General features: G+C 64.0%; 13 protein-coding genes. All 13 read right to left on the bottom strand.

Going from position 1 to position 14,477, the window contains the following annotated elements; all coding sequences use genetic code 11:
- Window positions 1–61: 61 nt before the first annotated feature.
- The gene (locus ACQY5A_RS01965; RefSeq protein ID WP_428338693.1) at window positions 62–538 is read right to left on the bottom strand and encodes a hypothetical protein; all 477 of its coding nucleotides are present in this window, start codon (window positions 536–538) and stop codon (window positions 62–64) included.
- Window positions 538–912, bottom strand: a complete 375-nt coding sequence (locus ACQY5A_RS01960) for a hypothetical protein (RefSeq protein ID WP_428338692.1) — start codon at window positions 910–912, stop codon at window positions 538–540. The genes ACQY5A_RS01965 and ACQY5A_RS01960 overlap by 1 nt, the downstream gene beginning before the upstream one ends.
- A complete protein-coding gene (locus ACQY5A_RS01955; protein WP_428338691.1) occupies window positions 909–2,684 on the bottom strand; it encodes a hypothetical protein in 1,776 nt (591 codons plus the stop codon). Before ACQY5A_RS01955 ends, ACQY5A_RS01960 begins: the two co-directional genes overlap by 4 nt.
- On the bottom strand, window positions 2,675–3,097 hold the full coding sequence (locus ACQY5A_RS01950) for a hypothetical protein (RefSeq protein WP_428338690.1): 423 nt from the start codon (window positions 3,095–3,097) through the stop codon (window positions 2,675–2,677). Before ACQY5A_RS01950 ends, ACQY5A_RS01955 begins: the two co-directional genes overlap by 10 nt.
- Entirely contained in the window at window positions 3,094–3,603 is a 510-nt protein-coding gene (locus ACQY5A_RS01945; RefSeq protein WP_428338689.1) for a hypothetical protein, read from the bottom strand. Before ACQY5A_RS01945 ends, ACQY5A_RS01950 begins: the two co-directional genes overlap by 4 nt.
- A gap of 105 nt (window positions 3,604–3,708) precedes the next feature.
- Window positions 3,709–6,231 (bottom strand): hypothetical protein, encoded by a 2,523-nt coding sequence (locus tag ACQY5A_RS01940; protein WP_428338688.1) that lies wholly within the window; start codon window positions 6,229–6,231, stop codon window positions 3,709–3,711.
- Window positions 6,232–6,886: 655 nt separating this feature from the next.
- Entirely contained in the window at window positions 6,887–9,463 is a 2,577-nt protein-coding gene (locus ACQY5A_RS01935) for a hypothetical protein (protein ID WP_428338687.1), read from the bottom strand.
- A gap of 26 nt (window positions 9,464–9,489) precedes the next feature.
- Window positions 9,490–9,672 carry a hypothetical protein gene (locus ACQY5A_RS01930; RefSeq protein ID WP_428338686.1) on the bottom strand — a complete coding sequence of 61 codons (183 nt, stop codon included), beginning with the start codon at window positions 9,670–9,672 and terminating at the stop codon, window positions 9,490–9,492.
- A 4-nt stretch (window positions 9,673–9,676) separates the two neighbouring features.
- Window positions 9,677–10,087 carry a hypothetical protein gene (locus ACQY5A_RS01925; RefSeq protein WP_428338685.1) on the bottom strand — a complete coding sequence of 137 codons (411 nt, stop codon included), beginning with the start codon at window positions 10,085–10,087 and terminating at the stop codon, window positions 9,677–9,679.
- Window positions 10,088–10,104: 17 nt separating this feature from the next.
- Entirely contained in the window at window positions 10,105–11,415 is a 1,311-nt protein-coding gene (locus ACQY5A_RS01920; protein WP_428338684.1) for a hypothetical protein, read from the bottom strand.
- 208 nt (window positions 11,416–11,623) lie between these two features.
- The gene (locus ACQY5A_RS01915; RefSeq protein WP_428338683.1) at window positions 11,624–12,358 is read right to left on the bottom strand and encodes a hypothetical protein; all 735 of its coding nucleotides are present in this window, start codon (window positions 12,356–12,358) and stop codon (window positions 11,624–11,626) included.
- Window positions 12,359–13,067: 709 nt separating this feature from the next.
- Window positions 13,068–13,394, bottom strand: a complete 327-nt coding sequence (locus tag ACQY5A_RS01910; RefSeq protein WP_428338682.1) for a hypothetical protein — start codon at window positions 13,392–13,394, stop codon at window positions 13,068–13,070.
- A 171-nt stretch (window positions 13,395–13,565) separates the two neighbouring features.
- Window positions 13,566–14,279 (bottom strand): helix-turn-helix domain-containing protein, encoded by a 714-nt coding sequence (locus tag ACQY5A_RS01905; protein WP_428338681.1) that lies wholly within the window; start codon window positions 14,277–14,279, stop codon window positions 13,566–13,568.
- Window positions 14,280–14,477 lie beyond the last annotated feature (198 nt).

Raw genomic sequence — 14,477 nt, 5'->3', positions numbered from 1 at the left:
GGACCCTCTCGGCGTCGAGACGGGGTGACGGCCGTCAGGCCGGTGGTCGCAACCGCATAGTTCAGCCAAGGGTGGCCCCGGCTTCGATGGTCAGCGTGTCGTTGCTGATGGTGTCGATGACTACATAGACGGTGTATTCGCGGCTGGCCCGGGCCCGGGCGATGATCTGCTGCTGAGAAAGGGCGTCGATGGAGTGCAGTTCGAAGTAGCGAGGGTCGTCCCGGAAAAAGATTTCTCGGACGTCGCGGACGCGGCGGTCGCCGGTGACCGCCTTGACCAGCTGCATCTTGACGTATTCCTTGCGGGTGTGAATGTCGTAGGCGTACGCACCTACTGAGAGCTGGTCGAAACCGAAGCCGACGTTGATCCGGTCGGAGCCGACTTGCGTCTGGACCGCCAGCTGCAGGGCCTGGGACAAAGCGTGCTGTTCCCGCACGATGTCAAGGTCGCCTGTTCCCGGGTCGAAAACCAGGTCCCCGACGTTGAGCATCAAGCTCAGGCCCAGGCTGGGGGCGCCGCTATTGCCGGGAGTGGCCATTACATCGCCTCCAGTTTGGCCTGGCCGGCGCTGACGACGTTCCAGGTGCCGGGGGCGGCCGGAAGTAGCGCGGGCACGGTGGGTCCATTGGCCGAGTCGAGCAGCACCGGCAGATTGCCCACCGACAGTTTGGTGGATTGGCCGGCGGTGGCGGCCGAGGTCACACAGGGGGCCGGCTGGGGGGCGGGCGGCGGGGTGGTGGTGGTCTTGTTTGTGCACGGGGGGTGGGCGGCAGCGAAACTGAGGCCCGCCTCCATGCCGAAGGTGATCGCGCCGTTGCCGTCGACGCTGAGGCGTGCGTCCCCGGAGCCGAGTGTGAGCTGCCCTCCGTGGCTGCATCCGATGATGGCGCCCTCGACCAGCACGAAGCTCATGAGATCGACACCTTCCCGCTCCCCACCGTCAGGGTCGCCCCGCCGCACGCAAGGCTGACGCTCGTCCCTTTACCCTGCACCGCGACGTTGCCCTGGGCGTCGATCTGAATGGTGGTGCCCGAGGAGTGGCTGATCAGCAGGACATCGGCGTCTCCTTCGGTGGGTCGCTCCCCCACGGCTGAGCAGCTGTCCTTGCCCACCACCACCTTGAGTCCGACCGCCTCGATCACCCGGAGCCCCTTCGCGGAGACCAGGTCATTGACCCCCTTACCAGTTGGCAGCTTAGGGTCGCCGGACACCTCGGTCGGCAGGCAAAGCCACCAGTCGCCGTCGTTCGACTTGGGCCGATCCATCTTCGGTGCATTGTTGGCCCAGAGGAAGCCGGCGACAACTGCGTTGTTGCGCGAACTCTGGCCCTGGTTGAGGAGCGCCCGCATGCCTTCATATACGGGCACCGTGAGGCCGACCTTGTGCCAGGCGAAGGGGGCGGCGAGGGGTTTGCTGGACAGGACCGACTTGCTCACCTTCACGTCCAGGTCGACGCAGGGCGTGGACACGCCGGGGTTCCGCTCCTGGCCGAAGTAGAGGTCGGCCACCCGGTCGACGGGATTCGCCGTCTTCACCCGCCCCACATCCACTGAGGGAAGGGTTGCCTGGGCCTCCTTGATCGTCTTGACGATCAGATCCGCCACGGCCGGCGCGGTCGCCACCCGCGCCTTTTCGGTTGCCGCTCGGTTATTACCACCGGGGTCGAAGGTCGCTGCCCGCCCAGTGCAGACATAGCCCCTGACGGGAGAGAACGTGTGGGTGACCTTCAAGATCCGGAAGGCCTTGAACGGGTTGTCGTAGCCGTCGACGCTGGCGATCACCGGCTGCCCGGCCCGGAATGTGGCCGAGCCAAGGACGGTGAAATCGAAGCAGTCGACCACGGTCTGATCGGCCGGCTCGGTAATCACCCGCTGCTTGGCGGGGCTGCCGACAACGTACGGCTTGAACTCAGCCAGCCGCGCACTTTCCAGGTCCTTGGTGCGAATGAGCGCACTCTCGGCGGTCAGCAGTGATAGCACAACCGACGGATTGGGTGGAATTGTCGGCATACTCGTGTTCGCCGGCTCGACGATGGCGACACCGAATTGGGCGCCCCCATCTTGCACGAGGATCTCGGCATCGAGATAGTCAGCGAAGTTCTTCAGCAGGGCAAAGAGATTCGGTGCCTCGAGGTTGTAAGGCTTTGCGGGTGTCCCGTCTTCCGCGGCTGTACCGAAGGACCACGTCGTGGGCGTCACCTCGCCGACCGGCTTCAGGTTTACCAGGCCCAGGATCTGTTCGACCACGCCGGTCGGCGTCGCGGCCGGCTCAGCGATCAGGGCCAGCTTTGTGTCGGGGTCATATTTCGTTAGCAGTGCATAGGCCGCTTCTTCGTAGCCAAGCAACTTCAGGCCCAACGGGGGGAACCGGGTGCCGCCCTTCATGCTGTGGACACGGCCCTTGATCACGCGCTTCTGGCTTCCGGGATCATCAAGGTAGCCCAGCTTGATCTCCACTTCGACGCCGGACGGCGACCCGGTGCCAGAGTTCGCCAGCTTGTCCGCGATGGCCCTGTTCACATCCAGCGGCAGGTTCTTGAATTCGATGTTGAAGCTGGCCGGCGTGCCGATGTCGTATTCGACCTTGATCTCCGCGTCGTCGAGGTAGTCGCCGGAGTAGACGTCATTGGAGATCTTGGTCTTCAGCTCGGTGAAGTCGACCTGGTACCACAGGATCACGCCCATCGCTGCGCCACCCCGATCGTGATCTGCGAGCCGTAGTGCCCGAACCCGTTGAGGTTGCCTCGCGCGACCTTCGCCTGGACAACCTTGACTGCCAGCGCGCCGCCGTAGTGGATTAAGCCGGGTTCGGGCACCAATTTGCGCAGCAGGATGACCTGCGGGCCGGCCGGCGACGGAGCCGTCACCCTCAGCACCAGGTAGCCGACCGGGGAGAGCGGCTCGGCGGGGGCCTTGAAGGTGGACGGGTCGTATGTGGACAGGTCGTACATGGTCTCTGGTGGGTCGTCGTCGGGGACCGTGAGATTCGCGTAGAGGGCGAAATCGTAGCTTCCCGCGCCCACCGGGCAGGTGAACACCTGCGGCAGGCCCTCATCGGGGACTACGGGTAGCTGAAAGAACTGGAGATCCGCACTCACACTCCACCGCCCAGCTGCCGCTTGAGGGAAACCATGTTGCTGCTGCTGGGGATGGCCGCGGTGGCCCCGGCCAGCGCCATGTCCAAGGCCTCCCCAACGATCGCGCTCAGGCTGGAGCGAGGAACGTACTCCAGGGTGATGCTGACGTCGATCGCGTCGCGCTTCTGATTGCTCTGAGTGAACCGCATGCTGGTGATCTGCATGTCAACGCTGATGGTAAACCCGGAGACAACCGGCAGACCCGCCAGCTTCATGCCCGGCGCGGCCGCGGCAGCGAGGGCACGCGAGGTCAGGGCCATCGCCTCGAGCCCCTTCTTGACGATCAGCCGGGTAGAGCCCAATAGCACTGCTTCGATGGCGATGGTCTTGGTGGTGGGAGATACCAGTTGGGCCAGCGTGCTGCCCGCGATCCGAGCCACTTTGTAACCCTCGTTGAGGGTCATCGAGGTGACGGTGAAGAGCGGTACCACTCCAATCAGGACCGGGACGTTCACCCCAGCAGGCATCGGAAACCTCCGATCGAAACCGCCAGGGCCCCGCTCGCGGTGGGCCGCGCCGGCTTGGGGGGGATGGCGAGGCAAGCGTGGCGCTGGCTGTTCGAGGGCATCTGCTCAGGCTCCGTCGAGCGAGGTCGTTGAAGAGGGCGGTGGGTGGCGCTCTTTATCCACGGTCAGCCAGGCACCCGGCTCGTCCCGTTCCAGGGCGTCGAGAAGGCGACGCAGATCGGCGGCTTTCGCCGGACCGGTCAAACGCTTCTGAAGCTCGTGGATGGCTCGCAGATAAGTGTCCACGGCCTCGGCCTTCCCGCCGACCCGCCGATAGATGGCGGCGAACGTCTCCGCACCGACCTGAGTCAAGGTGTCCATGCGCGGAGCGCTGGCCGCCAGCAGCTCGAGCATGGGAGCGCGCGTTTCGGGTGTTAGCCGGTGCAGCGGGATGCGCTGCAGGGTGGCGGCAAACCTCGCGACCTCGCCGGCGGGGAGGGCGGCGACCACGCGACGGGACGCCTCGACCTCCAGTCCGTCCGGGCCCGCCAGACGCTGGAACAGCGCGAGAGATTCCTCGCTGAGCCCGCCGCTCTTGTCGGCCAGCGTCTTGAGCACCTCAGTTTTCGCCGCGGCGTCCTCGAGGGCGGCGTGCAGCTCGGGACCGTGGAACTCCAGCAGCTGACCCAGCCGCTGCACGTCGCCTTCGGGAAGGTGGGAGAGCAACTCGGCCGTCTCTTCGACGCTCCCGAAGGTCGCACTCCGATCGTTGAGCAGCGCCGCCAGTCGGGCCGCGCTATCGGCCTGGGCCTCGGCGTCCACCGCTTCGCCCGACCGGGCGTGGGTGCGTCCCGCTTTAGGCAGGGTCAGGGCTACCCCAGGCTCCACGACCGCGTCGGCCTCAGCGAACAGCGAGGCGACCTCCCAGAGCAGGCGCCACCTGATTCGCCCGAGCACGTACTCGTCCACGCCAAGTCGATCCGCACCGCGGAGAGCAGCCCGAGTTTTGTTGTCAACCCTGGCCAGCGTCCGGGCGATCTGCACGGCGGCCGCCTGATAGCCGGCGTTGGCCAGCCAAATGTTGACGATGAGCTCAGCCATTGCGTCGATGCCCAGCATCACCGTGTCGGGATCATCGAAAATACTCTGCAGGGTCGCTCCCAGCTCCGCCCCAACGCGGATCAAACCCATCGCCGCATCATGGGCCTCGACCAGCATCTCGGATGGAGGCACCGGCTTGGCCCCAGGCTCCGCGACGATCTGGGTCAGGTAACCGGGCGGGGCCTCGCTGACCATCCCCATGCTGTCAAGCAGCTCGATGAGGCCCTCGAAGGTAACTACTGCGTTGCGGTCCTGGGCGAATGATTCGCCCAGGGTGACAAGAAGGTCGTAAAGTCCGTAGTCGACGTCCTTGATGAACTGGTCGTAGCGTCCCGCCCGCTTCAGCTCGTCGATGACGGCGTCGATCTCGCTGTCGCTGCGCAGCGACGTGAAGATCGCGACGACGGCCTGCTTTCGCATCTGCCACGTCCAGGCTGCGAGCAAAACCTCGAGGTATTTGACCTTATGGTCCCACGGAACCAGCGCGAAGACGTTGGCGTCGAAGCGGCTCAAGTAATCGGCGGCTTTCCCGAGGCTAGTGTCGTCGCCGGCGAAGTATTGCTCCACGAGCCTGTCGACGTCGTTGAAGAGCAGCTCGCGAGCGTCAGTGGCAGCGGGGATTTGCACGCCCTGTCGAGCCGCTGTCTCGACGTCGTCCAGCGACTGCCGAGTAGGCGGCGCGTCGGGGTAGACGATGCGACGGTCCTCGGTCACCAAGCCGCGCAGTGTGTAGCTGCCGATTCCGTAGCTATCTGACGGCAGCAGGAGCGAGGGCACGTCGATGACGTCACCCTCGGCGGTCTCTTTCTGCGCGCCTTCCCATCCATGCACGGCGGCGTTGCCCAGGTCGGCGGAGTCGACGCTGGGCTCGGTTCCGAGCGTCAAATACTGGGTCGCGTTGCCTTGCCCCGGACCCTGCAGGATGGCGAAAGACGAGGCCTTGAACAGGTTTAGGCCGAACTGGTAGGCGGTGCTGAACGAGCTGGAGACGGCGTGATGCGGTGAACTCAGGTACACGTTGCGGTTGCCCGGCGTGACGGCGATCAGCGTGGCTTCCAGGCCGCTCGGGCCAACCCGGATACCCTCAGCCTGGGTGGTCGGCGTGGGGTGTTCTGGCTGTTCGATCCCGGTGGGCTCGCCCCGATCCTCCCACCAGGGAACCACCTGGGCTCCGACCGCGGGCCCGACCTGAGTGACCTTGAACGGCTCAGCGACCGCACCCATTTGGCCGGCTGCGATCAGGTGTTGGGTCCGCTGTGCCGCGGTGGCCGGGATGTTTTCCAGCAGTCCGGTCTCCGTGAGCTCCCCCCGATCGTCATCGCTGGGTTCGAAGTAGCCGCGATCGGCAGGTCCGACCCAGGCGAGGTCGGGCCATTCGCCGATCTCGCCGGACCGGCGAACCGTCAGATCTTGGAGTTGCCGCGCCGCTGACTTCGCAAGAGCCCGCCGCACGGCATGCTGAAGCGCCGTTTCGATCCGGCCGCGGTCTTCTTCAGAGGCGGGGCCCTCGAAGGTCACGCCGTGTGGGGGGTGAATCGTCACCGCCATCCGCCCGCCCCCTTGCCCGCTGCCTCCTGCACGCAAGGCGGGAGTCGCACGCGTGGAGTTGTGTCGCTCATGCGCTGGTGATCCTGCATTCAGGGGTACGACCTATTGCTGCGAGGAGTGCGCCCGCCACGCCATCCTGGGTGAATTTGGTCTCCGCCGTCCGTCACTTCGACCAGGGGCCAATTGCCCGTCACCGGGCCGGCCCACAAGTGCGTTCGCACAAACGAGGCAACGGTCGTCGACGCCAACCGGGAGCGTTGTCACCCGCTCCGCCAAATCCACACGGGGCCCGGTTGGTCGAAGCGCGACAATGACCAGCCGGGCGCCCGGCCCGCCACCGAGCTACGTATACGCATCGCGTGGCCATGAATCCTCCTCCGAAGCTCGGCGTATACCATTTCGCGTCGATCGGGCCGGTTCGGACAAGCGTGTGGTCCGCTGAGCGGACCACACGCAGCCGCCGGCGTGCGTCAAGCGGCGATCTAATCGACAACCTGGTGACGGTGAAATGTGTTACGGCCGAGAAGGAATCGCCAGCGAGCTACGCCACTGACGGTCGAACCACTCAACTACTTGCCTATTTGGGGAACGCTTCGGCAGACGCGGGGCGCGGCGGACCGAAGATCCGATGTTGTTAGTTCTGCCGGCTCGCCGATCATTGTGCAGTCCTAATGATCGCGTTGAGTACGTCGGCCGCCTTCTGTGAGCGGATGACGACCTGTGTCGATTCCTGTCCCGTTGTGATACCGATAAAAACGTCGTCCCCGAGGGGCGCGACAATCACATCCGCGTCGGACTTGCCTACCGACCCCAGGAATTGCTCGAACACGATGCCGCGCCGGTCGGCGCCGAGCTTCTGGAGATAGATTCGTCGGGTTGGCATTCCCGGGATGGGAACACTGAACGGCGGCTCCTCTAAAAATGCGTCCCAAGCTGCGCGATCCTGCCCTCCGCGCCGGATGTCCACGACGTCTCCAAGGTCCTCGAGTGCGACGTCCCAACCGTGCGTGTAGGTCATCCCGTGGAGGCCACGCTCGTCGACGTTCGGAATCACGCTGCGTTGCTTGCTCCGCATGTGGGCGTATTCCTCCGCCAGCTCCCTGTCCTCCGTGAGATAGAAGCCCTGGCTCAGGTCTTGGTGCTCGCCCCCCGCATGAGCGACGTTGATTCTGCCCTCGGTAAAGCCCGGTTGATCTGTGCCATGGAACAGCAAGAGCTTGTCTGGCGGAGGCTGCGTATCGATAGCCGCAGTCGGTATTTCGGCGCTGTCGCCGCCCTCTATCCCCTCTGTTGCGTCTCGCGCCCCGGGTGTTGGAACTTCGTCCGTTTGCGGTGCTACGACTTCACCAGTTTGGGCGGCCGCCGCGCCCGTCTCGGCCCGCCCCAGTGTGGTCGCTTCGCCGGCCACACCGGTTTCGAACTGTCCAAAACCCCTCGCAGTACTCGAGATTGAGTGCGCAATCGGCACACCGCCCGCAACGAGACCGACGGTTCCCCATAGGATGCCCACCTTGCTCGGCTCAGTCGTTCGCAGGCCGAGCTCAAACGCATCATCCTGGGCACCGTAGTCCTTCACGGCCTCGCGGAATCCCTGAAAACCTTCGATCGCGCCGTAGATTTCACCGATCACGGGTACGAAAATCAGCAGCATCTTCCCCAGCTCGAGCAGCTTCTCAAAGAGAGAACTGCCGTCCGACGAGCCCCACCCTCTCTTGATGATTTCGGCGTGGATCGATTCGCCGAGCCCAAGCTCGACCAACGTGTTTGCAACCACGACGTCGAAGTTGAAGACGACGTTCGGTTTTTCATCAAGGTTCTCGCGGACAAACTTTATCCGCTCGATCTGCTGGTAGATGCTGCCCCGCAACCTCTCGCCGAGGTCGTCCGGGGTTGTCGAGTTATGCGCCGATTCGAGAATGTCGGGATAGCTCAATGCGGGATCGCGTGCCAAAACCTCGGAATCGTTGTTGGCTAACGCCGAGAAAAGCGACTCCCGCTCCCGCCGAATGTGCATTCGTTCGCGTACCGTCTCCAACGCAACCTCGGCATATCGCAGCATCTCGAGCGTTATCTCAACTGCTCGGACCTGGAACCTGTCGCGAAACGCTCCGGCGGCTTCGTCCAGTTCCGAGGAGCGAGCGTATGCCTCCCCTTCAACGTCATCGCGTGATCCTCGACCTTCTCCGCGAATTGATTCGTACGCGGAGTCGAGACCGCCGAATTCGTCCATTCGTCCGACCTTTTCGATCGCGTGGTCCAATGCGCGCTGATCCTCCACGAACCGGGAAACCCACGCAGACAGCCCCTGCCAGTCACTCTGGGGCAGACCGATGCGCTGCAGTCGCTTCCAGTCGCGTTCGCTGATACCGGCGAGAATCTCTTGCACCTTCTGCATCCAGTACATCTGCTCAGGGTCGATTTCCTGATGTGGGGCCGCCGTGGGTAAGCCCGCGATTGTGACAAAGCGCCGCAGGTCCGCAGAGAACGGATCGTCATCGGGCTCACCCCCCGTGGCGATCGGATGCCGCTCCCGCAGTAGGGCGTCGTACTCCGATTTCCAGAGTTCACGGTAGGCGGCGTCGCGCGGATCGGTTTTCGAAAGAGTCCGATACTCGCCGATCTTCGCCCAGAATCGCTGATCGGCCTCGGCGCTGATTTCGGCAAGTTCGCCGGGTTCCAGAGCCACGTCGGAGATGCTGCCTACCGGCGTCTCCGCGGCGCGGTGAGCGAGCCTGGATTCGACCCAGAAGGGAATGGGATGGTTAACCCATTCGGGTCCGACGCCATAGGTCGATGCCCAGCCGTAGCAGCGAAGAGTGCCCGAATCGATCACCCGCTTGGCCTCGTCCCGTTCGAGGCCGAGGCCTTGCATGACCGCCAGGAAACAAAACTCTGCGGCGCTGACCGGTTCGTTGACGGTCACATGGATCAGGAATCGCTGACCCGGCGCCGCCGCCGCACCTGCGCTGGCAACTGGCTTCCTCGTTCCGGCCGGGCGGCGGGCAATCTCGTCGGCGCCCGCAAGGCCCGTGCTCGCCTCACCCCGCTGGTTCCCTGGCACGACGCCCGTGCCGGCGCGAGCACCCGGGTGCCGGTAGAGCTCTGTTTCCGCGCTCGCGATGCGCTCAGCCACCGCCCGCTCCACCTCGGCAGCGAGCTGGTAAAGCGCCTCCGCGCCAAGGTGCCCGGTGACGTGGACTGTGATCGGGAAGTGGCAGTGAACGGCGGCCATCAGACTCGCACCGCTGCACGGTCGTCTTAGGTGAGGGCCGAATACAGGCTGGACATGATGCTTGCCTCGATTTCGCTTGTGACGTCGTCGCTGTGTTCTCCGACAACGACCACGTGAACGGGGAAGTGGTAATGCACGTCCCGGCCTTCAGCGGTAACGAGCACCGCCTCCGACCCAGGCGTGGGCTCCTGGTTCTCGTCCTCGGCCATGACGTCAGACCGTGGTTTCCATGTCAAGGCAGATGCAATTGAAGCTCGCGTTGGGAGATTGGTCAGGCTGGATGGTGTTGTTCACCGAGGTGATGTAGCAGTCGCGGAATGCGACTTTTTGGAAGGTCCAGTCGGTGCCGCTGGCCTCGGATATTGCCACACTAAAAGACGTGTGTTTGAGGGCGATGTCGGTCAGGGTCGCTACCACCGGGCCGATCGCCTTGACCTGCATGGTGAAGGTGAAGGTTTGGGGCTGAACGATGTGGGCGACGTTGTCGGCCTCCAGCGAGTGCAGGGTCTGGACGGGCGTGGTGAAGGTGGGGTTGAAATTTTCGATGGGCGTCACCACCGTGGTGCCGACCATGACTGTGAGCCGGGTATCCCACTTGAGGGTGTCGGGTGCGGTTGATGGCATGAGCTCTCCTGTGCCTGCTACTTGAAGACCAGATCGATATGGAGCCGGTGGATTGCGCCGGCATAAGTGACGTTGATGGCCATATCAATTTTCCGGGAGGCCTGGGCGTCCTGGATCTCTTGCAGTTCGGCCGCGCTCAATGAGGCCGGGTCCTTACTAAGCAAGACCAGCAGACGGATGAAAACGGAATAATCCTCTATCACCGCCTGCGCCATCAGCGGCGAGAGGACCGCTTCAACCAGCGTTTCGATGGCCCGCAACCCGGAACGGCTTACGCGCAAGTTGCCCATGGCCTGAATGAGCTCGGCCTTCACGCGGAAGTTGATGTCGTCCAGGGTGCGCACGACGTCGATATATTTTTTGTTCCCCTGACCCGGGTTGGCGGTGTATCCCTCTCCGAGATAGACGCCGCTCCCGGGGATCAGGACGGGACTGGTGACCCAGTTGATGAAAGCGCTGTCGAGGGTGTCGATTTCGCTGTCGGAGAAACCGCGAGAAGGGTCCTGGTTGATGTTGATCGGCTTGAGGAGCACCGAGATGTGCGGTTGGACACCAGCGATCACACCCGCCGCCGCAGCGGCCACGTCCTCACTGGACCGGTGGGCGATCAGGAACATGCGTTCGTTCGCCACGGTGCCGGTGTTGAGGGCGGCCTGCGCGGAGGCGGTCAAGGACGAGTCGAGCATCGCGACGCCGATCCGCTCCTTGCCGTCGCCTCCGGTGTTGGACACCGTACTGACGTGGGTGGCGAGCTTGTCCACTGTCTGCGCGGTGGAGCTGTTCAGCGGTGTGTTGGCCAGTGCCACGATCTGGACGTCGAGCTTCGCGACTGCGGTCAATGCCGTGTCCCAATCGGGCGTGGTGGCGTCCACCTGAACACCCCAGACCCTCGTCGGCGGTGGGGACTGTCGGAACGCCATCGCGATCGCGTCGCCGAGGTCGCTGTGCTCGCCCGGGAGGCCACTTAAGGCGACGCCTGTCCCGGCGCCCGTCGACGCGGCGCTCAGTTCGACGCTCCCAGCGTTGGTGACCTTGACGATGGTCGTGCCGCTCAGGATCCCCGTACCGGTTACCGCACGGCCGACGTCTGAGGTAGCGAAACCGTTCGCCGCGGAGGTGACCGTGGTGCTACCGCTTTTTATGACTGCGTCCGCGACCGAGCGGGTGAGGTAGGCGGCGATGGGTGAGGCCGGGTCGGTGAACTCGTGCGGCCCCGACGCACCCGACGCGCCTACGCCCTTCCCGACGATGGCAATGTCACCGAAGGCTCTCGTCGCCGGAACAAAAAGGTCGCTTTTTGCCGTGACATCGATGTACTTGACAGGCATCGGTCATTTCCTTCCGTGGAATTTCCTGACCAGGCGAGACCGAAGCCGTTCCAGCTCGAGCAGGTCGTGTTGGGGCGGCGGGGAGAGCTCTACAGCAGGTTCAGCATCGTCTGCGGCGGACGCTGTCGCGGACGGGCTGACGTCGCCCTGCTCTCCGGCTTTGTCTGGAGTTTTGTCTGCCATGGTCAGCCTCCTGGTTGAAATCGGTTCAGATTGTGACGAACGCTGCAGCGAAGCTGTCGGCCGCGAAGAGGGTCGACACCTGGTCCTGGGAGATCCCGTTAGGTACGAACAAGCTGGTGGGAAACACACCCAGCCAAGCACTGGAGGACAGAACATCTCCTCCCTCGTAAGTGTCGGGATGAGAACGCAGCGCATCGAGGGCTTGGCGGCCCTGAACCATGCGGCGCAGAGCGCTCTCGATGTCGAGGGTGGGGAAAAACAGTACCGAGACGCGCAGGGCGTAAGTCCGTTTGACGGCGGGGTCGTCGGCGTTGAAGGCGGGCGGTTCGGCGTACTGGAGCTGGAACTTCTTGCCGAAGTCCCGCGGTGAAGACCCCGCGACATCGCTTGAGCTGACGGCGGCCAGGACGGGGGATGTGGCGGCGACTCGGACGTTGACGGTTGTATCCAGAGCCATGTCGACCCAGCTGGTTTGGGCGGGGATTGGCAAGCCGAAGCTGTAGTTCGCACGTTCGGGCGAAGGGCTGACCTTCTCCCACGTCCCGCGTACTGTGGCCGAGTCGACGGCCGGCACCTGGAAACTCTGGGACATCACGGTGACGCCGTCGACCGACTTCACGGTCAAAAGACCGGGGTCGTAGACCTGAGCTAGCAGCGCTCTCACCTGCTGCCGATTGGCGTCCGACGGAGGGACGAGAAGCTGGTTCAGCTGAACCGGTTCAAGATAACGGAACATCAGCTGGTCGCTGATGCTAGACATCGTCCGCGTCGCAAACGGTCGCTTCGGGCAAGTAACAGAATTTCCCGACGTCTCTGGCCGCAATGTAGCACCGGACTGAGCGCTGAAGCCGTTTAGCGTTGACCGTCCAGGCCGGGCTTATCGGCGCGTTCCGCTGCACCGGACGGAAGCCAAGTCGGCGCCAGCATGAAGACCGGATGCATGCTGTCGAGCTATTCGTCCGCCACTGCCCCGGCATGCATGTCCTTCCTTTAACTGGTGAAACCATTGGGCGTCTACACACTGGCTTGGGCAACAGTGCGGTCCGCTGAGTGGACCGGTCTCGTCGACGCCCGGCATGTCCCGCCGGCATGCTCGCTGCGCGTCGCGCCTCGCGTGCCAGCGACTAGCTGTCGCCGGGACTGACCAGGGATGCAACACATCTGTTCCGGGTGCTCACCACCTGGAAGTGTTGACGTCGCTGGAAGGGTGATGACGACAGACAGTCACGCGGCCCTGCTCAGCCGCCGGTTGCACGGACTCAGCAGCCAAGGTATGCCGGCGTGTAGCGCGGCCGGCAACGGACCGAGTTCCGCTGCGCGATGTGACGTATCGGCGGCCACATGACGAGGGCGAAATGTTTCGCGGCCAATGCAGCTCGGTCGAAGTTGTGAAAGGCTCGATGTTTCGCGCGCCAGCAAGCTCGAGACCGACACATTACCCGCGACGTCGCTGACAACGGCCCGCGGTTTCAGACGCCGGTACCCATAACGACGACGGTGTTACTCCATAGCAGGCCGTCGTCAGCGGCGGAGTCGGTCCGGTGGTCAGTGACAGCGATGTACTTGGTCCCGCTGATTGCGGCTTCGGGGAACGGTGCACACAGGCATCCGTTGGCATCGCTGACATAAGTGAGGTAGTCCACAATGTCTTCGCTGATGATGCGGAGGGTGACCGATTGGTTCGGCAGCAATCCGGTACCGGTGATCAAGATCTGCCCGCTGGCGGCACTGATGACCGGGCTGGCTGGTTGACGCGGCGGCGCATTCGCGTGTTCCCCCGTCGCGTCAGCAGGCATGCGCATCTCCGATCATGGTCGTCTCTACAACGCACGAAGAACAGCGAGACCAGCCCCTTAGTCACCCGATACCTACTTTGTGATGTGGGCAACTGGCGGGTCCGATGAGTGGACCGACGCACAGCCTCCGCCAGGCGCAGCGCGGCTGGGCGCCGGCAACCACCTATCCTGTTATTCGGCCCTCGCCCGCTGAAGTGAAGCCTCAATCCGAGCCGCGGTGCGCGACACTAGGGCGGCCAGTCCCACCGGTAGATCATTCGTGTGGACCGTGACGGTGACTGCGCCGGCGCAGATCGCATTCGGCCACCACACGGGCGCCGAGACACAACACACGCCAGCAACCGCTTCCTGGCGGTCGGCGACGGTCGCGCCCGGATCGCTGAGGGACGTCTTTAGGTTGTGCCATTCACGTGGCGTCCAGCAGTTGGGAAGCGCGACATCACAGGCGCGCTGGACCGCGTAAAGGATACGTCCAGTGGCGGTGCGGGCAACCGATTCTGCGTCGGCGGGGTCGGGAAGATGCGCGTGACCATGGGGCCCGGCAGCGCAGATAAACCGGAGCCGATGTTCGTGCAGAATCCTCAGCGACGCGATGGCGCGGGATTGCACGGCAAGGGCATGTACCGGCGCCTGCGCGGCAAGCCTTAGTAGCGGATTGGGTTGCCAGCGCTGCCCGATGCGCAACATCCGCGGCCCAACGTAATAGCGGCACTCAACACACTGCACCGCACCGAGTGCGACGAGTTGTTCAGCGAGCCGATGAGCGGACGTTTTGGCTAGCCCGGTCACGCGCGCCAGCGCGGTCAGGCCAAGCCCGTTGTCGGCGTGAGCAAGAGCGTCCAGCACAGCGAATGCGCCGTCGAGCACACCCCGCCCCGAAGCCACCTCCGGCGCCGCCCAGACCTGTACCGGAGCGGCGGATTCAAGACTCGGGTCAGGATCAACACTCGGTGAAGACGCGGATCTCGAGATATTCATATTCGCACTCGTTCGAGAAGAATTGCACAATACAACGTCGAGGTGGGCGCCGACTGCGGTTACCCTGTACCGCCGGCCTGTTGAAGCGGACGAAACATTGGCGCC

The sequence above is a fragment of the Mycobacterium sp. genome (genome assembly GCF_965277065.1).
GTDB lineage: Bacteria > Actinomycetota > Actinomycetes > Mycobacteriales > Mycobacteriaceae > Mycobacterium.
This window is presented reverse-complemented; position numbering and strand designations above follow the sequence as displayed.

What these genes read in the sequence shown, in the direction of transcription:
- ACQY5A_RS01935 (WP_428338687.1), bottom strand. Translation starts at nt 9,463, where the DNA reads ATGGCCGCCGTTCACTGCCACTTCCCGATCACAGTCCACGTCACCGGG.
- ACQY5A_RS01925 (WP_428338685.1), bottom strand. Translation starts at nt 10,087, where the DNA reads ATGCCATCAACCGCACCCGACACCCTCAAGTGGGATACCCGGCTCACA.
- ACQY5A_RS01955 (WP_428338691.1), bottom strand. Translation starts at nt 2,684, where the DNA reads ATGGGCGTGATCCTGTGGTACCAGGTCGACTTCACCGAGCTGAAGACC.
- ACQY5A_RS01915 (WP_428338683.1), bottom strand. Translation starts at nt 12,358, where the DNA reads ATGTCTAGCATCAGCGACCAGCTGATGTTCCGTTATCTTGAACCGGTT.
- ACQY5A_RS01910 (WP_428338682.1), bottom strand. Translation starts at nt 13,394, where the DNA reads ATGCCTGCTGACGCGACGGGGGAACACGCGAATGCGCCGCCGCGTCAA.
- ACQY5A_RS01940 (WP_428338688.1), bottom strand. Translation starts at nt 6,231, where the DNA reads ATGGCGGTGACGATTCACCCCCCACACGGCGTGACCTTCGAGGGCCCC.
- ACQY5A_RS01930 (WP_428338686.1), bottom strand. Translation starts at nt 9,672, where the DNA reads ATGGCCGAGGACGAGAACCAGGAGCCCACGCCTGGGTCGGAGGCGGTG.
- ACQY5A_RS01960 (WP_428338692.1), bottom strand. Translation starts at nt 912, where the DNA reads ATGAGCTTCGTGCTGGTCGAGGGCGCCATCATCGGATGCAGCCACGGA.
- ACQY5A_RS01945 (WP_428338689.1), bottom strand. Translation starts at nt 3,603, where the DNA reads ATGCCTGCTGGGGTGAACGTCCCGGTCCTGATTGGAGTGGTACCGCTC.
- ACQY5A_RS01920 (WP_428338684.1), bottom strand. Translation starts at nt 11,415, where the DNA reads ATGCCTGTCAAGTACATCGATGTCACGGCAAAAAGCGACCTTTTTGTT.
- ACQY5A_RS01965 (WP_428338693.1), bottom strand. Translation starts at nt 538, where the DNA reads ATGGCCACTCCCGGCAATAGCGGCGCCCCCAGCCTGGGCCTGAGCTTG.